The organism is Paenibacillus sp. FSL R5-0623 (assembly GCF_037974265.1).
Classification (GTDB): Bacteria; Bacillota; Bacilli; order Paenibacillales; family Paenibacillaceae; genus Paenibacillus.
In genome coordinates, this window is record NZ_CP150233.1 from 3,816,337 (window position 1) to 3,839,691 (window position 23,355).

A 23,355-nucleotide genomic window follows, 5' to 3' on the forward strand; every position below is an offset into this window, starting at 1 on the left:
TTGTCGGCGCAAGTTGTTCAAGCTTGTTGTGGCGTTTAGGCCTTCTCGAAACACAACGAGACCATGTGATTGATACCAGATATGCGGGCCTGCCTGGGGGATAGGGACTTGCGTTTGTACTCCGTGAACCCCAGCTTCTCATACAATCGAATGGCCGGGACATTGGTATCGGCAACCTCTTCTATGAGATAGTTACGGTACGGCAAATGAACCAGCATATGTTTAATAACTGCCGAAGCCGCTCCTTGGCCGCGGAAGGATAAGGCAGTACCAATAAACTCGACCGATCCCGTTTCGGCCGGCGGGTCAACAAACGGCTTTTGGAACTCCCTCTTCAGAATGAGTGCGGCCATCGAACCCTTGAACCAACCCAGATGCCTGCGGAGTGGTGCGCTCTGAAGTTCTAGGGAGAAGCTCTGACAGTCCGTGCATGCGCCGAAGGCCGCCACCCGATCACCAGCGAGAGCCACATAAAATTGATCTAGCACGAACATATGGGCGAATGCCTTTGCGGTGACATCTCGGTCTTTAGAGAAATACGTGAGCCACTGCGAGAAGCCGTCGGCGAAAATCTCCGACATCTGGTTTCTGACCTCTACACCCGCGTGGTCTGCGCGGACAACCTCAAATGCGCCCGAGTACTTCATAACGTTTCACCTTCCTTTTCGAATACTAAGGTCAAGAGCGATCTCGACGGCATCGTGAATTTTTCTTCCAGCATCACCTTCATCATCGCCAGCCCCTGAATGGAGGAAAAGAAATATTGTGCCATCTCAAAAGCGCTCCCTTCACGGAGCTGGCCCTGCCGTTGTCCTTGAACGATGAGCGTGGCAGTCGCTTGCAGTAGATCGGTATTAATCTGCTTGAGAACCGCTTTCCGACCGTCCGTCTCCGTGGAGAAGAAGGATTGCGACATCAGCAATAAGAGGTGCCCCAAGTCATCGCCAGAAGACAGATCGAGATACACCTCGGTCGCGAACCGTGCCAGTTCCTCAGCAGGCTCATCACTGGTCTTAAATCTCGCGATCAGCGTCTCAAGTCCGGCCATGGCGAACTGCACCAGTTCCTCGAATAGCTGATCCTTTGTTTTGTAATGGCGGTAGAGCAGACCGGTGCTAATGCCAGCCTGATCGGCAATATGCTGCACATTGGTGGAGCCGTATCCTTGACGAACAAACAGCCGCATCGCCGCTGTCTGAATTTTGGTGCGGGTTGCAAGGCGCATCGCCTCGTATTGCTCGGGTGTACGGGGCACTTTGGACGCTCCTTTATTGAATGAATTTTAATTCATCGTAAAATCATTGAAGCAAATTGTCAACGTGTATTGTGGAGTAGGGAGCGGTAGACGAATCAAAAGACCCGCGAGAAAGTCGAAGGACTTAAGCCGACTAAGGAACTCATTCAATAAAATGGGAACCTTAGTTAAATAACCCCATTCTAAAACATCTTATTTAAACTTACTGAACATATGAACATTGATATTACTGAATTTCCCACATGAACATAGAGTTCAAGCAGAATAAGGTATATAACCACACCGGGTGGATATAATCCATTTAAAGTCGCTATTTTAGCGGCTTTTTTATTTTGTCGGTACAAGTTCTTTCAACGCTAGGAGGTATTTCCACTGGAACTGTAATCCCATTTGAAATAGATAAAACAAGTTCGTTAACAAGCACTTAGCAAAGAAAAGGGGAGGAAGATGAATGTGATTTTGGATTAAGGGAGGAGAAACATATGCAGATATTGTACTTGGTGCTGATTTGTCATTGTTAGGCACAAACAAGAAAATGTTTCTATTGCAGAATAGGCGTAATCGTTATTTTGCCCTCTTTAATTTCATTAAGCTAACGGGCATGTTAGTTGAATAAATTGAGAGAGGGAAGGTCAACGTGTCGGATATACAAAAATGAGTTGAATAGTAACGAGCCCAAATATAAAGCTTCTTTACATAATCATAAGTTCCGTCGGGAAAATATCCTTTTTTTCCACTAATCGCTGCATTAGGACTTCTTAACTTAGAGATCATAGCATCATGAGGCAACGTAACCTGCTCCGCAGTTGATCTGGAGCCAACATTTCCGGTAGCAATGTCTTGAGTATAAGGGGCCTATTGCCGCCGGCGCTTGTGCCGATGTAATCATAGTATGATTCATGGTGAATTTTCCTCCTTTAATGAATATAGAATGATTGTCGTTTTTGTTTGCTTGGTAAAGAACCCGCAGTAATAAGCTGCGGGTGCGAGATTGTATTAAAATCCGCTAATCGCGTCGTTATTGACCCGCTGGTGTGTAATTCTCGTCTAGAAATGATTGAACAGCTTGGAACGCTTGAACTCTATTTTTTTCGAGCAGTACCATATGAGTACCTTCTCCGATTTCCACCCAACGGCGATAAGCAGCTCCAGTTAAGGAAGTAAAGAAGTTTTGTGCCAAATCTAATGGTACATCGATATCCCACTCCGCATGAATGAGGAGTACAGGTACGGTGATATCTTTAGGTTCATAGAAGGCTTTGCCAACCGTCCAATATTCACGTATGTCTAGAATCGGTCCGTTGGTAGCGCGAATATGCTCAGGGTGTACGGTCTTGTTATTAGGATCGGAGGCCAGCGTTGCTTCAACCCATTTTTCAAACCAACCCTCAGGGAGCAAGCTGTCACGTTTTCCTTCAGGAGCAGCACTTAACCAGCGTTCTTTAGTAGTAGCTGCGGGCACAAGGCGATAAGAGCCAAGCGGGCCGCCTGTATCAATAGGGATTGGTTTGTTGCTCAGCCACTGAGGAGCAATAAGGGTTAACTTGTTCACTTTGTTATTATTGCGGCTTGTATATGCCCCAGCCACTGTACCGCCCCAAGACATCCCAAGTACATTGACTTTCGATAGATTTCGATGCTGTAGGACGAAGTCTACGGCCGAGCCAAAGTCACGAACTCCGGTTTCTGTACGGACAAGCGGAGGATTCTGATCAGCAGGTTGCTCCATTTCTGGGGGTCTTGTGGATCCACCATAGCCACGAACATCTACTGCATAGACGTCATAACCGTGACTTGCGAGGTAATCAAGGAAGGTGAAACCGTCTAGCTCAACATCATATAGGCTGCCAATTGGATAAGTAGCACCGTGGACCATGACGATCGTTTTCTCATTAGAGAAGACAGTCATAGATGCAGGACGTTTATTAAGGACCGATAGTTCAATACCATGCGTATCGCTAGCTATGTTAAAGTTCTCAGATACGATGGAGATAGATTGGTTGAATGTGTTGTTAGACATTATATTATTCGCCTCTCTTCAAAGTATTAGATAAAGCGCCAGTTGAAGCCGTCTTCGCTTCGGGTGACGTATCCCGCTGAACTCTCTGGGAAGTGCGTACTGAAATAGATAATTGGACGATCGGCAACATATTCCAAAACCCAGCGGCGTGAAATTCGGGCCTGATCGCCAAATTCACAGTACATAGAATTCCAGTCCGGTCGCATAACTTGGAATGGGTGATGCATGATATCGGCGCCGAACAAAGCTTCTTCACCACCCGATGAAAGACGAATAGACATTTGTCCGATACTGTGACCTGGAGTCGGAATGAATGTAAATATATCTAGTAACTTTCCGCCTTCTGGACCGATAGTTTCCGTCAAGCCTGCCTCAACGATAGGAAGTACACTCTCTTCATAAACATTGAAATTTGCTTCATTTTCTTTGTTATGGCTCGCTTCGCTGGAGTAATACTCATGTTCTTTAATAGGGAATACGTACTTGGCATTGGGGAATGTCGGTACCCACTTGCCGTCAACTAGCTTTGTATTCCAACCGACGTGATCCACATGCAAATGAGTTAGTAATACGTAATCGACTTCTTCAGGAGTAACGCCTGCCTCTTGAAGTCGCTCGAGATAAGGTAGCTGCAGATTGGCAAGATCCGGATTTAGTGGCAGGTTTTTATCGTTACCTGTAGCTGTATCAATAAGAATCGTATGATGGGGTGTCTTCACGACCCAGGTGCCAATACTCACGATGAGTTGCGAATTTTCGTCAAGCAAGCCCTCAGGGAAGAATTGTTGATTCTCTTCTAATACAGAGGGGTCCCACGTACCTGGGAAATAAATTTCTGGCGGAACACCACTGATTACCATTTCGGTGACTCGGGTAACAGTAGTATCGCCTACGGTGTAAATCTTAGGTAGATTAGTCATATAGCTCATCGCCCTCCTTCAAAATTTCGCTGGAAATGAAATTCTATATTTAAAAAGCATTATGTGTACATGTCCCGGGAACGTATTTGCACATCAGCCTTGTTAAAATCTTAATCCAATAATGTTCTTAAATCAACGTTTTTACACCGAAATTGAACCACCATAAGAAAGCTTGCTATTGCTAGATATTTTAATTATTATCAAATTATAAATTTCGCTGAGAGCGAAAAAAATTCAAATGTGAAGGAGACATGAAAGATGAATTCTATAGGCGAGGTCATTAGAAATACCCGCAAAAAGCAGAAATTAACTCTTAAAGAAGTAGCAAAAGCAGGATCTATCTCAGTCTCTTTTCTCAGCGAAATTGAACGGAACAAAGCGAATCCGTCGATAAGTGTCCTAAAAAGGATTGCCAATGCGTTAAACGTGAATTTTACTGATCTATTTGGAGAGAAAGAACAAAGCATCGTTGTGAGAAAAAACGAACGTAAACCGTTGGTACATTCTGAAGGCTCACGTATTACATGGTATTCCCTTAGCGAGGGAAGTAAAAATAAGATGGGACCAATCTGGGGGGTGCTTGAAGAAGGTGCGACTTCTGGTGATGTTGGCGTAGGACACAGCGAAGGAGAGGAGTTTGTGTATGTCCATTCTGGTTGCCTGGAGTTCATGCTTGGGAATGATAGATATACGTTAGAAGAGGGGGATAGTATATATTTCGATGCCAAGACACCGCATAGCTATAAGAATGTATATAAAGGTGAGACCTTGGTGATTGCCGTGTCGACGCCTCCAACTTTTTAAGTCCAAACCGACAATGTCAAAATAGTAAGTCTGCTAAAAACACTTACATATTTTTACTTCAGCGTTGTTGGTTTTGTCATTAAATCAATTTATTCTCGAAAGGTAAAACGGGCTGGGAGGTTACTATTGTGTTGATAGGAAATGCACCTTTCTTCTGGTCAAGAGTCTTCTGCAAAAGGAAAATGAAATAAAAGAGTAAATCATTACTAAGCTAACGGGAAACGATAGCATTACTATTGGGGATACATGAGCAGAATGGCAAAGATATAGACACTTAGTACGTTAGCTTATATCATTAAGGCCAAATTAGTGGATGGACAATGGAAGATTGATGATTTGGGTGTACGTTCAAGGGCGTGGAAACCATGAGGATATTGCGAAAGAAATCCATGTCGCTCGCGCCATCGACTACCGGGGGATCGAACGGGGAAAGGACTGTGAGTTCTCCAATACCCGTACCGGGCTGGAAGAACTGCTTCAGTGGATGAAGGAGCTTCAGCAGGAACACACCAAGAGTGACGTGCTCTTTGGCACCCGTGCTTGCCGCATGCGAGTGGTCACTTGATCGGTCAGTTCCAGAATAATGTTACATTAATTAAATCCAAACCCCCGAGTTAGCTGTCTATATAACAGGAGGTGAACGACAATGATCGATGCACAGCAACAAATCAACGCCGCACAAAACGGAGATCACGATGCCTTCGTTTCTCTTATAAAGGATCGAACGGATAAGCTGCACCGAGTGGCTCGCCATTATGTACGGGAGTCCAAAGATGCGGAGGATATCGTTCAGGATGCCCTGGTTAAGGCTTATGAGTCACTGCAAACGCTGCAGCAAGCCGAAGCGTTTGAGAGCTGGCTTACCAGAATTGTGGTGAACCGGGCGCTCAATCATTTGGAGAAATCCAAGCGTGTTCACCTGAGCGAAGACCCACAGGCGCAAGAGCCATTGGTCGTTAATGATATCGATCAAACCCTGGATCTGGAGCGTGCATTGGCCAGTCTGAATCCGAAGCTGCGTCAGCTCCTGTTCTTAAAATATAAGAAGGACCTGACCCAGCAGCAAATCGCCCATCTCCTGGATATGCCATTAGGTACTGTAAAAACACAATTACGGAAGGGGCTGGAACATTTGCGCAACGAAATGGCTCAAGATTTTCTCGAACGAGACCTGGATACATTACGCCTGCAGTTAAGACAACAGGCAGAGCACCAGTTTGCCGTTTCACCGGATTATGATTTGATCGTCAATGACTATCAAGAGAACACCATGAGGGGAACAAGAAAGGGAGAAGCGGGATTCTTATGGGTTAAAACGGGGAGTAATGACGCCGTTTCTGCCACGCTCTCCAGGGACGGCAACTTGCTAGACTATGCCATTTCCTGGGCCTCATTGGACAACGAGACACGGATATCTGAGGATGAGCTCAAACAGCAGGCAGAGCAATTCCTGGAAGATCATTATCCCGGCGCACTGCGTGATTTTCCGTATTGTGAGATGGAGTGGATGGAAGGGATGTTTGGGTACACACGACAGCAGAAGGCGATGGGGCTGCCGCTTCCTGAGACGGGATGCCTGATTATGGTTCACCCCAGCGGTCGCGTGGTCGGATTTAGGTACTACGGAACCGTTCCAGGGCCAGCACTCCCAACCATGATCACACCAGAAGAGGAACAGATGGCGTGTATGAAGGCGAATTTTTTGCTACATGTGGAATATTGCGTATTGGACAAAGCCGTGTACACGGATGGTGACGATCAGGTCCATCTTGTTTACGCCCCCCGAAGTAGAGGACTAATCTATACTGCATCATCACAGGAGGAAGTTCCGACAGCCTATAGGGCAGAAGCTGTCCCCTCTGACCCAAGAACTCTGGACGAGTGGCCAGGTGAGTTCCCGCCCACACGAAGCCTAGAAGAGTGGATTGGCGTAGACAACGACCAATTTCAGTTAGTACAAGACGACAATATTGGCTCGAACACCAAGTTGATGGTGTGGAAGCAACAGAATGAAGAGCGTCCAGCCAAGAATGACCGGTCTTGGAAGGCCTATTGGGCTGATCAGATGGAGGGAGCGGTCAAGGCGCGAGTAGACAGCCAAACCGGACAACTGATTGACTTTGTTTCGCATGGTAAGCCAGATCAACTAGCTCCATTAACCTGGGATCGAGACGCATGTATAGAAGTAGCTATGGACTATGTCCGAGGACTAGCAGCCGAAATGTTGCCGTATCTCAAGCTTCTAACTGAAGAGACCGACGACGAAGATCGTTTGGAAATCATTCGCTTTGGTGTATATGTTCAAGACGTATCTGTCAGGGATGAATGCTATCAACTAGCTGTTGACCGCTCTAATGGGAGGGTCAAAAGTTTGATGTCCCCCTCCATAAGGCCAGAACAGTTAAAGAAGCTGGAGACCGTGCCTTCATTTGATTACCAGACAGCCATCCTCCGATGGACGGCACAGGCCAAGCTGCGTCTGCAATGGGAACGGATGCACAATGCTCGGCCGGAAGAGGCCCCGTACGAACTAGTGTATCGAATGATTGGTAGCGAGCACGAGCGGACGCCCGAAGTGCTTGATGCGCATACGGGGAAGTTATACGAAAATACTTTTTACTGACAAACAAAAACATCTAGCCCGAAACTAAGGGCTGGAAGGCATTCAAAAGCCTGCGGACGTGGAACAGCATTTTAAAAATAGACGTTTAACACAACGTTCTATAGAAAAACTTGTTGAGAAATATGCAACAGCCTTTGGAAAGCCGGCTTTGACGGTTCATTCTTCTTTGAGGTATTCATTAGCCATTATTTAGACAAAGGGCATAAATTCATGAATCTGGAGGATGCGAGAGTCGATCAAACCGGCATATTAATTGTGTCCATTGAATTTTAAAAACGCCGAACTCGGAATATGAGTTCGGCGTTTTAGGTAGATTATACGACGGAGGGGTGAGAGTTAAAACTACAAACTCATGTCGAGGGACAAGAACATCGTCCGATTGCCGATTAGATGTGTACTTAAGTAAAAAGTACATAAGCCCTCATTCGTACCAAATAATTTTATATAAGAGCATTCACATTAAAATATATTACTTATGTAACATTTCTCAAAGAAAGACTTTTAAATTATAGTTCTCTTTTTTGTCTCAGACTCTCAATAAAAAACAGATAGTTATCTGGATAAACTTAATTGAGCGCGTAAATGAAATAATAATTGCTTCTCGATCGCGTATGCGATATATTGCATATAAGAATAATTGTAATGAGGATGAAAACAATGCCAATACCTAAAGATTTTTCCTTACCAGTCCGTATGTCCGCAAAAGAAAGAGCCTTTTCTCAGATTCAACGATGGATTATTGATGGAACACTGCAACCAGGTGAAAAGCTTATTGATGCGGAAATGGCTGAATCGCTTGGAGTCAGCCGGACACCGATTCGGGAGGCATTTCAGTTACTCGAAGTTCAAGGCCTCGTGTCTATGCATCCAGGAAAAGAAACAAAAGTAACGAATATTGAGAAAAACGATATTTTTAAGATGTATTCAACGATGGCTGCTCTTCAGGCCTTAGCTGCTGAAATCACCGCCCAAACTATTGTTCCAGAACAGATCGAGAAACTAAGATCCATAAATTTGGAATTCGCAAGTTCTATTAAAAATGGACAAGTTTATCAGGCTATGGAGGTGGATGAGCAATTTCATAATTATATTGTGGAGCTCTCAGATAATCCTTATGTAGCTACATTTAATACATCTCTTCAGATTCACATTAGGCGATTTAAATACGTATTTTTAAAACAACCTATTACGGCTACACTAGCTTCAGTTGAAGAACATGATCAGATTATTAAAGCTTTTGAAGGCAAAAATAGCAACGATGCCCATAATTTAATGAAACAAAATTTTATTCGACCGATGCAGGAACTGAACGAAATACTTTAAAATGAGGGAAGAAACATGGAAAATAAAAAAGATCTTCGCATTCGTAGCAAGGTAATCAGTGAAGGTGCTAACCGGGTACCGAACAGAGCGATGCTGCGTGCAGTTGGATTTCAAGATGAGGATTTTAAAAAGCCAATGATCGGAATAGCAAGTACGTGGAGTGAAGTAACACCGTGTAATATGCACATCAATGATTTAGCGGTGCAAGCTAAGCGGGGCGCACGTAATAACGGCGGTGCTCCACTAATTTTTAATACGATTACCGTTTCTGATGGGATCTCGATGGGGCATGGCGGGATGTTGTTCTCGCTACCAAGTCGGGAAGCTATAGCTGATTCGATTGAAATTGTGACCGGAGCCGAGCGTTTTGACGGCGTTGTTGCAATCGGTGGATGTGACAAGAATACGCCTGCATGTTTGATGGCTATTGGACGGATGAATATTCCTTCTGTTTATGTATATGGAGGAACCATTCAACCTGGTAATCTCGACGGTAAAAAAGTGGATATCGTTTCAGCTTTTGAAGCCGTTGGGCAATATCAAGATGGAAAAATAACAGACGAACAATTGCATAAGGTCGAATGCAGTGTTTGTCCAGGTCCAGGGGCTTGTGGGGGGATGTATACCGCTAATACGATGGCCGCAGCTGCAGAAGCAATGGGTATGTGTTTGCCTGGTTCTTCTTCGACATCAGCTATCTCAGCGGATAAAGCATTGGAATGCGAAGCAGCCGGTAAGCAGGTCATCTCACTTCTTGAACAGGAAATCTACCCAAGAGACATTATGACGAAGAAAGCATTTGAGAATGCGATCACCGTTGTTATGGCTCTAGGGGGATCAACCAACGCATTTCTCCATCTGCTAGCTATTGCGCACTCCGTAGAAGTGGATTTAACCTTGGATGATTTTGAACGAATTCGCTTGCGTGTTCCTCATTTGGCAGATCTGAAGCCAAGTGGTCAGTATGTCATGCAGGATTTGAATGATATTGGTGGTGTTTCCGGGGTAATGAAGCTATTGCTCGCTGAGGGATTACTTCATGGGGATTGCCTCACCGTAACTGGTAAAACGTTGGCGGAGAATTTAGCGGAAGCTGCTCCACTTCAGAATGATCAAGAGATTATACGTCCACTCAATAATCCGCTTAAACCAAATGGACCACTGGTTGTGCTTCGAGGAAACCTAGCTCCTGAAGGCGCTGTTGCCAAAATGTCAGGCATGAAGATACAACAGTTTTCCGGACCGACAAAGGTGTACGATAGCGAAGATGAAGCGACAGAAGCGATCATGAATGATGAAATTCAAGAAGGGGACGTATTGGTCATACGCTATTGTGGACCGAAGGGTGGACCAGGTATGCCTGAGATGCTTTCCGTTACAGCACTCATTGTAGGAAAAGGTCTCGGTGGGAAAGTTGCTCTCATAACAGATGGTAGGTTCTCGGGTGGCTCGCATGGATTTGTAGTCGGCCATGTATCCCCTGAGGCACAAGTAGGTGGACCGATCTCTTTGCTCCAAAATGGAGATATTATCACCATCGATAGCGACATTCAGGAAATTAAGGTTGAAGTGCCAGAAGAAGAGTTGGCCGCTCGAGCGCAAGCTTGGGTACAACCGCCACTGAAAGTGAAATCCGGTGTACTTGCCAAATATGCTAAATTAGTTTCCTCCGCTTCCAGAGGGGCAGTAACAGATTTGATGGAATAGACAATTAAACATTGATGCTACATATAAAATGGGAGGGGAGAAGCTACTACAACGAATGCATGAAGCGCGCTAAACAAAAAAAAGAAAAAGATGAAGAATTTAGTTTCATCATTTGAAAATGAAGTGTACCCCCTAGAATAGACATTGGAAAAACCCCTGAGTTTAGCCGATGAAATTCTAGGGGGTATATTTTTGCTTGTACCGTTTCTCGACTTTCATTAAGTGGGGGTTCGCTACGAATAGCAGGCAGGTTCCGGCTAGTGGTGTCGCGGGACAAGAACATTGTTCCATTCAAAGTCGCTATTATAGCGGCTTTTTTGTTTTAAGGAACCAAGTTCTTGTCCCAAGCTGAGGACAAGAACTTGGTTCCTTTGCCGAAAAGGACAAGAACATTGTGTCATTTCGGATTAGGTAAGGATCTAAATAGTTATCATGCTGGAATTCATGTCGCGAGACAAAAGAAAAGTAACATAAAAATTGCGTTTGGTATTATTCCCTCAAGGTAGACAGTGAAAAAAGAGGTCATGTTAAAATGAACTCAACACTGAAAGCCGGAGGGGATTTTTGCTATGTCAGCTAAAAAAGGCCAAACCTTTAATCAATATAGTGAAGAAACGAAGAAAGAGGCTGTTCGTTTGCGATGGAAGAAGGTTGGACATACAGTCGGATCATGGAGAAGTTTGGTATTAAGAGTGAGAGCCAGATTATTACTTGGGTACGGAAAAGCCAAAATGGAGAGAGTTTTGAGGATTTCGAGGACGTTGGACGAAGAAGCATTTTAGCAGTGCAGAAGAAGAAAATGCTTATCTGAAAGCGCTGGTAGAATATCTAAAAAAGCTCAATCCCAATTTGCACGGAGAGGGAAGCTGGATTTCGAAGCCCGGTGCCAGTCCGTTCGAGAAATAAGCAAGTGGGCACCTGTGGTTTGGTTGTGTAAAATTGCTGAAATCTCCCGTGACGGTTACTACAAATGGAAGAAGAATATTGTCCTCCGAGAGAAACGAGCAGATCGGGATGCGGATCTAAAAGCGCATATTTTAGGCATTCATCGGCTTCGTTCTTATTTCGGCTACAAACGTATGCGAACCGCGTTAGGAAAGGAAGGCCTTGTGGTGAATCACAAAAAGGTACGCCGCTTAATGAGAGAACTCCAGATTTGTTCCGTGATTAGCAAGAAACGACCATTTGCTGGCCGGAAACCGTCAGTTCTATTCTGTAATGTTTTCAATCGGGAATTCTCGGCGGCAGCTCCTGTGCAGAAGCTCGTGACGGATATTACGTATGTCCGGATTGGGCATGATTTTAATTATCTTTCGGTTGTGATGGATCTATACAACAACGAGGTAGTAGCTTGGGAACTCTCCGAGCGAAATGACTTAAATCTCGTTATGGACACGGTGAAGAAACTGAAATGTGGACCTACCTTGCTCCATTCGGACCAGGGGTTCCAGTATACAACACAGAGCTATGCCAAGTTGCTTGAAGAGAAGAAGCTAACAGGAAGCCATTCTCGGCGTGGAAACTGCTATGACAATGCATGTATTGAGTCGTTCTTCTCCCACTTAAAGACGGAGAAGTTGTATTTGGAGAAGCCTCAGAATCTGGAGCAAGCAAGGAACCAAATTACAGAGTATATTTTGTTTTACAACAACGACCTCTCCCCGATTGAATTCAGGAAAAAAGTCGCCGCTTAATGGAATTTCTCATTTTTTATTGTCTACTTGACGGGGCTATGGCCACACTGATATGCACCCCTAACGGTTGACATGTGAAATAACATACCTGTTTTCGTGACTAGTAGAGGCACATAACAAAAAAACTGAAAACTTGCTCAGGGTAGGTCAATGTGTATATATATAAACAGATGGAAGCATATTACCAATTGACCGCTACTCAGAGGGGAATGTGTTCTGTGATTCAAAAGGTTACAAATTGGCTGTTTAAGCAGGATTCAAGATCCAACAAGAATATTCACGATTCTGAACAAGTCAGTAGCAAAAATACGCTTGAATCACCTAAGCTATTGAGTCGTTCGCTCAATGATAACTTGACCGTATTGAAACAGAGAATGGGTCATAGTACGGATTTCATTGTCCGTAGCTGGAATACTGAACAGGGAGATAAAGCGCTAGCTGCAAGTTATATTGAAGGCCTGGTTGATCATCAACTTTTAACGATGCTTTTGGAAGATCTCACGGAAGCCATTCGGAATGGATCCATCCCAGATCAGAGTGCCGAAACTTGGTTGTTAGATTACGCTCCTATTGGGAGTATAACCAGCCTTAAGAACGAAGAAGAATTAATTAATGCAACTCTTAATGGTCAGGTTGCACTCATCGTCGAAGGTAACTCAAAGGCTTATGCCGCCTCCATTAGCGGCGGGGCTAAGAGGGCTGTAGAAGAGCCAACTTCACAGACGGTAATTAGGGGGCCTAAAGAGGGATTCACTGAAGATATTTCCACCAACATAGCACTCCTCCGGAGAAGGATCAAATCAACTGATCTTAGCATTGACTCTAGAAATATAGGAGAATATACCCAGACGAAAGTGTCGGTGGCATATATTAAGGGAATTGCGGATCCGAATGTTGTGAGAGAAATTTCCAAACGGTTGGATTCTATTAAAACCGATAGTATTCTGGAAAGTGGATATATTGAGGAGTACATCCAGGATGGTGTTTGGTCTCGTTTTCCCACCATATTTAATACGGAGCGGCCGGATGCCGTTGCCGGCAGCTTACTTGAAGGACTAATAGCGATATTTGTTGATGGGACCCCATTCGTGTTGGTTGCGCCCGTAACTTTTTTCCGGTTTATTGCATCCAGTGAAGACTACTATCAGCGTTATGACTTGGCAACATTTCTTCGGTTTATCCGTACGGTATCCTTTTTCATTGCATTGCTTCTTCCGTCGTTATTTATTGCTACAACCACATTTCACCAGGAAATGCTACCAACTACACTTCTGATTACCTTAGCTGCACAGAGGGAGAATACACCATTGCCAGCGCTACTTGAGGCAATACTTATGGAACTAACCTTCGAGGTTATCCGCGAAGCAGGAATTAGGATGCCCCGAGCAATCGGGCCGGCCATCTCCATCGTTGGGGCATTGGTTCTGGGACAAGCTGCGGTTCAGGCGGGTTTAGTATCCGCTGCTATGGTAATCGTGGTTTCCTTCACAGCCATCAGTAACTTTGTGCTTCCCTCTATTAATATGGCGGGTGCTATTCGTTTGCTCCGGTTTGCACTCATGCTGCTGGCGGGTACGTTTGGTTTATATGGTGTACTGGCTGGATTGATTCCCATACTCGTTCGATTAGTGTCTCTGGATTCGTTCGGTGTACCTTATATGTTGCCGCTTGCACCCTTTTATAAAAGTAATATGAAAGACTTGTTAGTGCGTGTACCTTGGTGGAAGATGAAGAAGCGACCAGTAATGATTGGTGATTCCAATTTAATGAGGCAATCAACGGGACAGGAATCATTTGCTGAACAGGCAGGCGAACATGACCGAGACCCTATGGCGTAAAGGAGGAATCATATGGTTCGTTCAATCAGGTATATAATGATCGTCGTCTTGTTATTTGGTCTGACAGGGTGCTGGAACCGAGTCGAACTTAACGAGTTGTGGGTAAGCGCGGCTACGGGAGTAGACACGACGGATGACGGCCAATGGATCGTATCTTATCAAATTATTGTTCCCTCAGCTATTACTAGTGGCACCGGAGGATCAGGTGGATCTTCCCAACCCGCATCCTATGTATTCTCTGTCAAGGCAAAAACGTTTAACCAGGCTTGGTCGTACAGCACTATGGATTCGTCAAGACGAATTTACATAGCACATAACCGTGTTATATATATCGGAAAGAAAGCTGCAGAGAAGGGACTAGATCATCTAGTCGATTTCTATTTACGCAATACGGAAGCCAGGGAATTGGTAACTATGGTTATAACCGAGGGTCTTGCTTCAGATATATTAAAAAAAATAATGCCACCTGAAAAACTTCAAGGCGCTGCAATGCATGACTTGATTGACAATGAGAGTGATATTTTATCCGTTTACCCTAAGGTGAGGGTCTTTGATTTTGCATTAAGCATGAACTCCGATTCTAGGTCCATTGGCATACCGGTTGCTGGCTTGGTGGGGGAGAAGGACCAAAAGAATGAAAAGGAAGCAGAGAGTTTGGATGTGCTCAAAAAAACTTCAACTCCGCTAAAGCTTAGATTAACTAAATTAGCCGTTTTTCAAAATGGAAAGCTCAAGGGTTTTCTTAATGAGGAAGAGGGTTTGGGGGTATCCTACCTTTCTCAAAAGATTAAAAATACCGAAATTTCTTTCCCATGTAGCGAACAGCCCGACAGGGAATCGTATTCTTCCTTTAGAGTTAATTCGGCGGATGTAAAGCTACGGCCCAGAAAGACCGGATATCATTATAAAATGCAAGTAAAAGTCAAAGTTAATGGAACTTTAATTGAGACCACATGCATGAAAGATATTTCCCAAACGCATACCATAAGAGATATGGAAGGTGAGATATCCAAAGAAGTAACCAGAGTGATCAATGAAGGATGGACTAGACTTCAGGAACTTGGTGTGGATGCAGTTGGATTTGCTGACCAGATTCATCGTAAATTCCCCAGGGACTGGAGGACAGTGAAGAAAGATTGGGACAAGGAGTTTAAAAAGATGGAACTGGATATTCAAGTTGATGCAAGGATTCGGCGTCCGGGACTCCAGCAAAGGCATATTGGTAGTAAGACCTAATCCATATTTAAAGAAAGGGTTTATAATGAATGAGCAAAACTGTTAACAGTGTATCCGGGTTGGTGATCGCCTTTTCCCTGTTTCAAGTCGGCAGCACAACTTTATTTCTATTAGGTGCTACAGCCAAGCAGGACGCCTGGTTGAGTATGATGATCGGGGCGCTCGGTGGCTTCGCATTGCTTATGTTGTACCTGTTCATTCACAAACTTGACCCACAGCGGGATTTATATGAACTCCTCCGGCATTATTGGGGGAAGTGGGTTGGCAACCTGGGTGGTCTGCTGTTCATTGGTTACTTTACTTATGAAGCCTCCAGGAGTGTCAGAGATATAGGCGAACTCGGTACATTGACATTGCTGAATCAAACTCCTACGGCAGTCGTTACGTTTATAGCATTAGTTGTATGCGCTGATGTTGTGCGCTTTGGGCCTAGGGTCTGGTTTCTTTTATGCCATATATTCCTGCTTTTGATGATACTTGGCTACGGTGCTATCCTGATATTGGTTCCTTTTACGGGGCTGATTCACCTGGATTTTTTATTCCCTGTATTAGAGAACGGCTTAGCTCCCGTTGTCGAAGCTGCCATTCCTGAAATTATATCATTCCCGTTCGGTCAGACAGTACTTTTCCTCGTGCTGTTTAAGCTTATTAAAGATAAAAGTAAGCTAAAGCGCTCTATAATGATTGTCTACGGGATCACTGCCGTCTTCCTAATCATAATGAATGAGTTATCGGTGCTTGTTCTTGGCCCAGAGATCGCAGCTTCAAGCACATATCCATTGTTTGAAGTTACTCAACTTATTGAGGTTCCGAAGATTATTGAGCGAGCAGATGTCTTGTTTACAATGATTCTATTTATTGGAATCGGGGTAAAAACGGCCGGTTTTATGTTTGGAGCCGTCATTGGGTTACAAACAATAACCCCCTTTAGATATAAGCCCGCGTTACTCTTGCTAAGCCTAATTATTTATGCTCTAACGTTTCTCTCACCAAGGTTAACCGATTTTTTATGGATCGGGCTCCATATCGCTTTAGTGAAAATTTGGCCTGTTTTTCAAATTGCTCTTCCTGGGCTCCTTTTCTTAACCATATTGATCCGAAAGAAGATAAGAAAGATGCATAGTTAGCTGGAGGTGGTAATTAAACAGAGACAAGCAAACAAGAATACATACCAATATCAGAGGCGACACGTACATTATCTCCAAAGGAAGGCATGAAGAGGAAAGCAACATGCGGCGCATTGAAAAAAACCAATTGTCGAACCTCTTCTTTTTTCGACCTTCTTGATCTTCGCGAGCTATACCCAATGCCTCATAATATGTTTGTCCTTGTTCTTTTTGTCGTTCATCATACCGATCATAAAATTCATTCATATCAAATGTAAAGTCAAGTGAAAATTGCCCTCTTTCAAACGCTTCAATTAAAGCCTTACTAAGTTCCTCTTTCTTTGCGCCAGAAACGATATGAACATCCCAAGGCTGTGTATTACAATTCGATGGGGTATTCTGAGCATCTTTAAGAATTCCACGAAGAACTTCCTCTTCAACTGGTGTAGTAATAAATTGACGTATAAACTTTCGACTGCGGATAACTTCTTGAAAAGAAAAATTATGATCGCTTAAACAACAAATAAATTATATTGTTGTTTTCTATCATAGGAGAGTGGAATTAATTATGCAAAATACAAAAGTAGATCCGCGTATTATACGAACTAGGAAATTATTAATGGATGCCTTTACAAAATTAACTCAAAAAAAAGGTTTTAAAGATATTACCATAAAGGATATCACAGATGAAGCAAACATTAACCGCGCTACCTTTTATTCTCATTTTCAAGATAAATATGACTTAATAGATGCTGGTATTACAAAAGAAATACTAGATAGTATTGTTAAACACTGGAATCATTTTAATAGGCTAAATAAGAAAACTATTTTAAATATCTTTTTAACATTAACTGAGTTTCATACAAAAAACACAGAATATATCACCCACAATGTAGAAAGAGCATGGAACCCTTTAATTCAATAATTGAACAGAAAATAAGAAAAGAATTGGGAGAATTATTCTATTCTCTATTATTAAAACAACAACATAACATGAGTTCGGAGATTTGAAAATTGGTTCAACTATGTTTAGTTTGGGGATTTATGGAGCATCTATGGATTGGGAAAATAATAGTTCTCTTTCAGCAGAACAATATATAAAAAAGCACTACCTTTTATAGTGTCGGAAAGATTAATTTTAAAGGATGATTAATAATCCTCGTTAAACTTTTCAAAATGCAAAATTACTATTTTTCATACTTTTTCATCTAAACAAGTCCTATCGAGATTAAAAAATCTTACTCATGAATAAGTTTAGGACAATTACATGATCTACTAGAGCTCTATCCGTGCAAGCATGCAACTGGAATATCAAATTCTCAACTCAATGCAACACAAATATATTTCCTTAAGCGGAACCATTATTTTAAATAGTTGTGGACATTGTTTTTAAAATCTCGCGGTGTCATTCCATAAATGGCTCGAAATACACGATTAAATGTACGTTGGCTATCAAAACCTGCATTCACACCTATCGTCGTTAAAGATGCATCGGTTGTACGAATCAACATGGAAGCATACTCTACCCTAAGCATGGAGAGATAGTTTCGAAGATTTATTTTGATCTTATTGGAAAAGATACGAGAAATATAATATTTACTTACATTAAATTCGGCAGCGAGTGAATCCAACGTAATCGATTCCGTAAAATGATTTGACAAGTACTCCATTAATTTCTTGGACAAGTCTTGTATAGGAGATCGCTGTACTTAAGACATAGCATTGTTTGCAGAAATGGGGTTCCGCTGTTTTCGGACATCGATAGCTTGGACACGTATTTTTCCTGAAGGAGATGAAGAGTTTCCTAATGAAAAGGGCCTCCGTTTCTATGAGCGCTTAATCGATGAATTACTGAAATACAATATTGAACCTATCATTACGATCTCCCATTATGAAATGCCATTAGGATTGGCTAAGAAATATGGAGGCTGGAGAAGCCGCAAGACCATTGAATGTTATGAACGATTTGCAAGGGTTCTATTTGATAGATTTAGAGGGTAAGTAAAGTATTGGATGACTTTTAACGAAATCAATATTTTGGCTCATTACCCCTTTACAGGTGGTGGAATTATTGTGCAGGAAGGGGAAAATAAGAAGCAGATCCAATATCAAGCTGCACATCATCAATTCGTAGCAAGTGCTCTCGCTGTTAAAGCCTGTCATGAAGCTATTCCTGATGCCAAAATCGGGTGTATGTTGGCTTATATTCCTGCTTATCCTTTGACCAGTGCTCCTGAGGATGTTTTTGCTGCTCTGCAAGGAGAGCGGGAAATCCTAATGTTTGGTGATGTGCAGGCAAGGGGAGGTTATCCTTCATATGCAACACAATTTTTTAAAGAGAATAATGTAGTTCTTGAGATGGAATCAGGGGATGATCTTATTTTGAAAAGCCATCCTGTTGATTATATTGGCTTTAGCTATTATATGAGCCGTGCAGTAAGTGCACACCCGGAGGGAAAAGAAACAACAGCTGGTAATCTGTTTGGTGGTGTCAAAAATCCTTATCTACCTTCATCGGAATGGGGCTGGCAGATTGATCCGATTGGTCTAAGAATTGCTCTAAATCTATTATATGACCGTTATCAGAAACCGTTGTTTATTGTGGAGAATGGTCTGGGTGCAGCAGACATTTTGGAAGTAGACAACATGATTAATGATGATTACCGCATCAATTATTTGCGGGAGCATATATCTGAGGCTGCTAAGGCTATCCAAGATGGAGTGGATTTAATAGGATACACAAGTTGGGGCCCGATTGACTTAATCAGTGCATCTACTGGAGAAATGAATAAACGTTACGGATATATTTATGTAGATAAAGATAATGTCGGTGAAGGAAGCTTAAGAAGGATAAAAAAGAAAAGCTTTTCTTGGTATAAAAAGGTGATTGCATCAAATGGATCTGATTTAGATTAATATTTAACAGGTATAAAGGCCGTCCTTTAATTAGGGACGGCTTTTATGTTAAGGATAATTATGTTTTATACCAGGGTCTATTTACAACATTATCAAATAATGGAGCAGTATTGATAATGTGAGCTAATTGGCTCTAATCTAAAGGGAGGATTCATTGGCCAATGGAGTGAATTGTAGATCCGGTCTACATATGTACAAAATACGAGTTTTGTGAAACAGTACTAATGTTTTTAAAGGCTGCACTTGTGCAGCCTTTTTTTACTTCTACCTGACTTTAATCCGATTAATCCCAAACTACTTCTGTTCCTGCTACAAAGTCATGAATTGCACGTCGATCTTCACGTATACCGACCATAAAAGCACTCACAATAACTCCGATACCTAAAGTTAATACGTACACAAGTCCAGCCACAACAACTCGCATCAGCATCGTACCAATTTTTGGCGGTTCGTGTGTATCGTATTGGCGGATTCGAATTCCACATATACGTTTGCCTATGGTTCGACCATACCAGTAAACTGGTAATAAAATTGAGTATAACGCACTAACTAGTTTGGCAATCGGCTCATCCGCATCAAAGTTACCCGTCAGCACACCTGCAATAATCACTAACGGAATTGAAATAATAAGACTATCCAATATACTTGCTCCTAATCTAATCCAAAAACCTGCTTTATACAAAATGCTTTCCTCCAAACTACAATATTAAACTAAACGGCTAATTTCTTTCATGAACTCCCTTCATTAAAATATCTAACTTTATGTACACAACTCAAATAGTATAACAGAAAATTTTACCTATTTACGATAAAACTCCTATTCATTTTACTCGCATCCCTTGTGAATTTTATAACAAACTATCGAATTAACTCAACCGCTGTTCATGTACACTAATTACTTTTACATAATCCTTTCTAACTGAGTCCCCCAATGAAAACACCATATTAATTATGTAAACCAAGAAAGCTACTCAACATTTGTTAAGTAGCCTTCTGTTCGTTCTGCATCTGCCCTCTTCGCCAAATCTTATTCTCCAAGAGACTATACACTACACCAGCAATGGCAAAGATCCATATCGATGTCATTTGGTTCAGATGGTATCCATTCACGAAATATGGATTGTACATGAGATCAAAAACCCATAGCCCGCCCCATCCAAACCCAATCATATAGATGAAAGTTCTCACCATAGGTAAGCATACATATTTCCGCAGAAGCCATGAGATCGGGCTAAGAATAACAACATAAAAAACGACTAAATAGTGACCGAATCCCAGGATGAGCGAAAGAATATATATTCCCCCCCTGCATTACGTAAGCCGTAATACTCTGTCGTTGTAATTTGGTATCCTTCAATCCTTTCAAGAACGATATAAGCCGTTAAGCTTATCCCAATAAATATACATGCTAATACCATGTAACGTTGAACCGCGTTAACCAACATCAGATCACCCCAATGTCTAAACGCAGCCAGAACTACTCAAGTTACATGATTTCGAACAAATCACACAATCACACATAAGCCTCCGTTAGGTTCTGTTCAAAGTTAAAGTTAATCCATCGTGAATTACTCTAATCCAACGACGACTTCTGACCTTCCAGAATCATCGTACCCAAACGGTCCATAAGCTCCATTCTTCCCATGGCTGTGTACGAATAATTGTAATTATCGACATTAGAGATTTTATAGATCTTGCCATTCTTCACGGCGTTCATGTTATTCCACACCTTACTGTCTACCATCTTATTCTCACTATTCTCCATCAAAAGCAGACGATCCGGATTAATGGTAACTAAAGCCTCCAGGGCGATCTCTTTGCCTCCCCAGCCCTCTGGATCAGGGATACCCTCTGTGCGCTTCAGGCCCCATTCAACGTACAACATCTCGGCTGCACCTTTATTCGAATAGATGACCAGATTGTTTGGGTATGTTTCGACCACGGCAAATGATTCACCATGTACAGCCGAAGCCAGTTTTTATTTCCACTCTGCAGATTTCGCATCATATTGGGCCAAGTAGTCATCTCATAGTATGAGTAAGGCAATGCAATCGTAGGCGCAATTTTGGATAAGGTTTCATACTGATCCGTGTTAAAATCCTTACCCAGAATAATCAGATCCGGATTGGCACCCGCTATAGCTTCAATACTGAACGGGAAACCATACCAGCCCAGATTAACGGTATCTGCACTCAGCTGATCCTTAATGGTTGGTGTGATTTCCTCCGGGTTGCCGTAATCCGCGCTCATCGTGGCCACAGGTGTTTCCCAATGATCAGTAGCTCTTCTGTAGAGCCGGATAGATCAACAATGCGCTCTGGATTCAAAGGGATCGTAATCTCTTCTCCATTCGGGTTGGTAATCACTTTAGTCGTCGCTTGTGTCGTTCCTTCTGAGGAGTTATCGACTTCACTGGTGGTCTGGGTCGTTCCACAGGCCGCCAAGGTGAGCATACAGCATAGTGCAATCCATACAGGAATTCGTTTAAACATCGTTGTCATTCTCCTTTTATGTCAGTTCAATAGCCACATTAGGCTTATTTGCTTCAGTTACTTTATCTATCTCATCGGTCACATTATCCGTTTACTTTTACCTGCCAGCCTTCAGCATCCTGTTGTAATTGCCACAGACGAGCGTAGATGCCCGAGTAACCTAGCATTTGCGCATGCGTTCCCTGTTCTACAAGCTGACCTTGGTCCAATACAATAATCTGATCGGCATTCTGAATGGTCTTTAATCGGTGTGCAATCAAAATAACCGTCTTGTCCGCGACCAACTCATTAATCGCTTGCTGCACCGCGGCTTCGTTCTCCGGATCAAGTGAAGCCGTGGCTTCGTCAAGCAATACAATCGATGCATTTTTTAACAAGGCACGTGCAATGGAAATACGCTGTTTCTCCCCACCAGATAACGTCGATCCACCCTCGCCAACAAGCGTATCGTATCCTTGAGGCAGACTGGAGATAAACGCATGACAACAAGCTCTGCGTGCTGCCTCCTCAATCTCGAATTGCGAAGCGTCTTTCTTTCCTACACGAATGTTGTTGCCGATTGTATCCTGGAACAGATACACGTCCTGGAAGACCACAGAGATATCCTGCAACAGCTTCTCGGGGTCCATCTGATCAACGGGGCTACCACCAATGCGAATCGTTCCTTGCTGTACATCCCAGAAGCGCGCAATGAGACGTGTGACTGTACTTTTACCACTACCCGATGGGCCAACCAGGGCAGTAATGGTATGCGGCTCAATCGTAAACGACAAGTCTTTCAACACCGGCTGCTGAGCATCATATCCAAAGGTCACTTGGTCGAATGAAATCGCCTGATTAGGCTGTACATCTCCCTTTCCTGCCATCGGGGCCTCCTGCTGCACATCCATAATGCGTCTTGCACTATACGCGGAGTACCGCATCTCCCCATAACTCATCAGTACAACCGTCAACGGTTCAAATACCTTTGTGCCTACCAGAAAAAATAACAGAAATACCGGTAACGACAACTCACCGCCTGCAAGCAAATAACTGCCCACCAGAATCATCCATGTCATTCCTGATCGTGCAAGCAACATCGCGCCCATGATCATCGGTCCCATAATGCCTTCCAACCGAATGGAAGCTGATTTCAATTCGTCAAAAGAACGACGTAGCCGCTCAAAACGTTTGCCCCCCATATTGTGGGCCTTAATCTCACGAATACCGCTCAGATACTCCTGCAGCCGACTGGCGGCTTCGTTTTTGGCTCGAACATGGTTCTCACTCAGTCGTGCCTGAATGGAATCCGTAAGCCGGAGAAAGTTTTCGTTTTTTGCTTGTATAGATAAATATGACTTCTCTGATCTGTAACTCCCGTAATATTTTCCATTTAGTATGGATAAATATTACGGGAGTTCTGAAGGAGTTACTTACATCAT

General features: G+C 43.0%; 20 protein-coding genes and 3 pseudogenes. 12 read left to right on the forward strand and 11 right to left on the reverse strand.

Annotated features, from left to right (window positions below; all coding sequences use genetic code 11):
- Positions 1–35: 35 nt before the first annotated feature.
- The 4 genes from MKY92_RS16665 to MKY92_RS16680 form a co-directional block, all read right to left on the reverse strand.
- Complete coding sequence (locus tag MKY92_RS16665; protein WP_339296976.1) at positions 36–488, reverse strand: GNAT family N-acetyltransferase; 453 nt, start codon at positions 486–488, stop codon at positions 36–38.
- Between the two features lie 155 nt (positions 489–643).
- Positions 644–1,255 (reverse strand): TetR/AcrR family transcriptional regulator, encoded by a 612-nt coding sequence (locus MKY92_RS16670; RefSeq protein ID WP_339296977.1) that lies wholly within the window; start codon positions 1,253–1,255, stop codon positions 644–646.
- A 1,018-nt stretch (positions 1,256–2,273) separates the two neighbouring features.
- Positions 2,274–3,164 carry an alpha/beta hydrolase gene (locus MKY92_RS16675; protein WP_339296978.1) on the reverse strand — a complete coding sequence of 297 codons (891 nt, stop codon included), beginning with the start codon at positions 3,162–3,164 and terminating at the stop codon, positions 2,274–2,276.
- A 137-nt stretch (positions 3,165–3,301) separates the two neighbouring features.
- Complete coding sequence (locus MKY92_RS16680) at positions 3,302–4,195, reverse strand: MBL fold metallo-hydrolase (RefSeq protein ID WP_339296979.1); 894 nt, start codon at positions 4,193–4,195, stop codon at positions 3,302–3,304.
- A gap of 258 nt (positions 4,196–4,453) precedes the next feature.
- Here MKY92_RS16680 and MKY92_RS16685 point away from each other — a divergent pair, with 258 nt between their 5' ends.
- The 11 genes and pseudogenes from MKY92_RS16685 to MKY92_RS16735 all read left to right on the forward strand — a co-directional run bounded on the left by MKY92_RS16685 (position 4,454) and on the right by MKY92_RS16735 (position 17,451).
- Positions 4,454–4,999 (forward strand): XRE family transcriptional regulator, encoded by a 546-nt coding sequence (locus tag MKY92_RS16685; protein ID WP_339296980.1) that lies wholly within the window; start codon positions 4,454–4,456, stop codon positions 4,997–4,999.
- A 331-nt stretch (positions 5,000–5,330) separates the two neighbouring features.
- On the forward strand, positions 5,331–5,564 hold the full coding sequence (locus MKY92_RS16690; protein ID WP_339296981.1) for a hypothetical protein: 234 nt from the start codon (positions 5,331–5,333) through the stop codon (positions 5,562–5,564).
- An 81-nt stretch (positions 5,565–5,645) separates the two neighbouring features.
- Positions 5,646–7,622 (forward strand): sigma-70 family RNA polymerase sigma factor, encoded by a 1,977-nt coding sequence (locus MKY92_RS16695; RefSeq protein WP_339296982.1) that lies wholly within the window; start codon positions 5,646–5,648, stop codon positions 7,620–7,622.
- Positions 7,623–7,695: 73 nt separating this feature from the next.
- Positions 7,696–7,806, forward strand: a pseudogene (locus MKY92_RS16700) (tyrosine recombinase XerS); the annotation flags it as partial.
- A gap of 473 nt (positions 7,807–8,279) precedes the next feature.
- Positions 8,280–8,945 (forward strand): GntR family transcriptional regulator, encoded by a 666-nt coding sequence (locus MKY92_RS16705; protein WP_100527506.1) that lies wholly within the window; start codon positions 8,280–8,282, stop codon positions 8,943–8,945.
- 15 nt (positions 8,946–8,960) lie between these two features.
- A complete protein-coding gene (gene ilvD, locus MKY92_RS16710; RefSeq protein ID WP_017688240.1) occupies positions 8,961–10,652 on the forward strand; it encodes a dihydroxy-acid dehydratase in 1,692 nt (563 codons plus the stop codon).
- A gap of 569 nt (positions 10,653–11,221) precedes the next feature.
- Positions 11,222–12,346 (forward strand): annotated as a pseudogene (locus tag MKY92_RS16715) (IS3 family transposase).
- Positions 12,347–12,564: 218 nt separating this feature from the next.
- Complete coding sequence (locus MKY92_RS16720; RefSeq protein WP_339296983.1) at positions 12,565–14,184, forward strand: spore germination protein; 1,620 nt, start codon at positions 12,565–12,567, stop codon at positions 14,182–14,184.
- Between the two features lie 12 nt (positions 14,185–14,196).
- On the forward strand, positions 14,197–15,420 hold the full coding sequence (locus tag MKY92_RS16725) for a Ger(x)C family spore germination protein (protein WP_339296984.1): 1,224 nt from the start codon (positions 14,197–14,199) through the stop codon (positions 15,418–15,420).
- A gap of 29 nt (positions 15,421–15,449) precedes the next feature.
- Positions 15,450–16,547, forward strand: a complete 1,098-nt coding sequence (locus tag MKY92_RS16730; RefSeq protein WP_339296985.1) for an endospore germination permease — start codon at positions 15,450–15,452, stop codon at positions 16,545–16,547.
- A 547-nt stretch (positions 16,548–17,094) separates the two neighbouring features.
- The gene (locus tag MKY92_RS16735; RefSeq protein ID WP_339296986.1) at positions 17,095–17,451 is read left to right on the forward strand and encodes a TetR/AcrR family transcriptional regulator; all 357 of its coding nucleotides are present in this window, start codon (positions 17,095–17,097) and stop codon (positions 17,449–17,451) included.
- A gap of 436 nt (positions 17,452–17,887) precedes the next feature.
- Here the strand turns inward: MKY92_RS16735 and MKY92_RS16740 are convergent, their stop codons facing one another.
- A complete protein-coding gene (locus tag MKY92_RS16740) occupies positions 17,888–18,196 on the reverse strand; it encodes a helix-turn-helix transcriptional regulator (RefSeq protein ID WP_339301819.1) in 309 nt (102 codons plus the stop codon).
- A 43-nt stretch (positions 18,197–18,239) separates the two neighbouring features.
- On the opposite strand from MKY92_RS16740, the pseudogene MKY92_RS16745 reads away from it, so the two are divergent.
- A pseudogene (locus tag MKY92_RS16745) lies at positions 18,240–19,442 on the forward strand (family 1 glycosylhydrolase); the annotation flags it as partial.
- Positions 19,443–19,725: 283 nt separating this feature from the next.
- On the opposite strand, the gene MKY92_RS16750 reads toward MKY92_RS16745, so the two are convergent.
- The 6 genes from MKY92_RS16750 to MKY92_RS16775 all read right to left on the reverse strand — a co-directional run bounded on the left by MKY92_RS16750 (position 19,726) and on the right by MKY92_RS16775 (position 23,313).
- Positions 19,726–20,124 carry an RDD family protein gene (locus MKY92_RS16750; RefSeq protein WP_339296987.1) on the reverse strand — a complete coding sequence of 133 codons (399 nt, stop codon included), beginning with the start codon at positions 20,122–20,124 and terminating at the stop codon, positions 19,726–19,728.
- 299 nt (positions 20,125–20,423) lie between these two features.
- On the reverse strand, positions 20,424–20,633 hold the full coding sequence (locus MKY92_RS16755; RefSeq protein ID WP_339296988.1) for a hypothetical protein: 210 nt from the start codon (positions 20,631–20,633) through the stop codon (positions 20,424–20,426).
- A gap of 382 nt (positions 20,634–21,015) precedes the next feature.
- Complete coding sequence (locus tag MKY92_RS16760) at positions 21,016–21,327, reverse strand: hypothetical protein (RefSeq protein ID WP_339296989.1); 312 nt, start codon at positions 21,325–21,327, stop codon at positions 21,016–21,018.
- Entirely contained in the window at positions 21,303–21,692 is a 390-nt protein-coding gene (locus tag MKY92_RS16765) for an ABC transporter substrate-binding protein (RefSeq protein ID WP_339296990.1), read from the reverse strand. Before MKY92_RS16765 ends, MKY92_RS16760 begins: the two co-directional genes overlap by 25 nt.
- On the reverse strand, positions 21,689–21,934 hold the full coding sequence (locus MKY92_RS16770) for a hypothetical protein (protein WP_339296991.1): 246 nt from the start codon (positions 21,932–21,934) through the stop codon (positions 21,689–21,691). Before MKY92_RS16770 ends, MKY92_RS16765 begins: the two co-directional genes overlap by 4 nt.
- An 83-nt stretch (positions 21,935–22,017) precedes the next feature.
- On the reverse strand, positions 22,018–23,313 hold the full coding sequence (locus MKY92_RS16775; RefSeq protein ID WP_339301820.1) for an ABC transporter ATP-binding protein: 1,296 nt from the start codon (positions 23,311–23,313) through the stop codon (positions 22,018–22,020).
- Positions 23,314–23,355: the final 42 nt, after the last annotated feature.

What these genes read in the sequence shown, in the direction of transcription:
- MKY92_RS16725 (WP_339296984.1), top strand. Translation starts at nt 14,197, where the DNA reads ATGGTTCGTTCAATCAGGTATATAATGATCGTCGTCTTGTTATTTGGT.
- MKY92_RS16705 (WP_100527506.1), top strand. Translation starts at nt 8,280, where the DNA reads ATGCCAATACCTAAAGATTTTTCCTTACCAGTCCGTATGTCCGCAAAA.
- ilvD (WP_017688240.1), top strand. Translation starts at nt 8,961, where the DNA reads ATGGAAAATAAAAAAGATCTTCGCATTCGTAGCAAGGTAATCAGTGAA.
- MKY92_RS16755 (WP_339296988.1), bottom strand. Translation starts at nt 20,633, where the DNA reads ATGGTGAGAACTTTCATCTATATGATTGGGTTTGGATGGGGCGGGCTA.
- MKY92_RS16770 (WP_339296991.1), bottom strand. Translation starts at nt 21,934, where the DNA reads ATGTTTAAACGAATTCCTGTATGGATTGCACTATGCTGTATGCTCACC.
- MKY92_RS16760 (WP_339296989.1), bottom strand. Translation starts at nt 21,327, where the DNA reads ATGTTGTACGTTGAATGGGGCCTGAAGCGCACAGAGGGTATCCCTGAT.
- MKY92_RS16685 (WP_339296980.1), top strand. Translation starts at nt 4,454, where the DNA reads ATGAATTCTATAGGCGAGGTCATTAGAAATACCCGCAAAAAGCAGAAA.
- MKY92_RS16730 (WP_339296985.1), top strand. Translation starts at nt 15,450, where the DNA reads ATGAGCAAAACTGTTAACAGTGTATCCGGGTTGGTGATCGCCTTTTCC.
- MKY92_RS16740 (WP_339301819.1), bottom strand. Translation starts at nt 18,196, where the DNA reads ATGGAGTACTTGTCAAATCATTTTACGGAATCGATTACGTTGGATTCA.
- MKY92_RS16735 (WP_339296986.1), top strand. Translation starts at nt 17,095, where the DNA reads ATGCAAAATACAAAAGTAGATCCGCGTATTATACGAACTAGGAAATTA.
- MKY92_RS16765 (WP_339296990.1), bottom strand. Translation starts at nt 21,692, where the DNA reads ATGAGCGCGGATTACGGCAACCCGGAGGAAATCACACCAACCATTAAG.
- MKY92_RS16675 (WP_339296978.1), bottom strand. Translation starts at nt 3,164, where the DNA reads ATGACTGTCTTCTCTAATGAGAAAACGATCGTCATGGTCCACGGTGCT.
- MKY92_RS16695 (WP_339296982.1), top strand. Translation starts at nt 5,646, where the DNA reads ATGATCGATGCACAGCAACAAATCAACGCCGCACAAAACGGAGATCAC.
- MKY92_RS16690 (WP_339296981.1), top strand. Translation starts at nt 5,331, where the DNA reads ATGATTTGGGTGTACGTTCAAGGGCGTGGAAACCATGAGGATATTGCG.
- MKY92_RS16680 (WP_339296979.1), bottom strand. Translation starts at nt 4,195, where the DNA reads ATGACTAATCTACCTAAGATTTACACCGTAGGCGATACTACTGTTACC.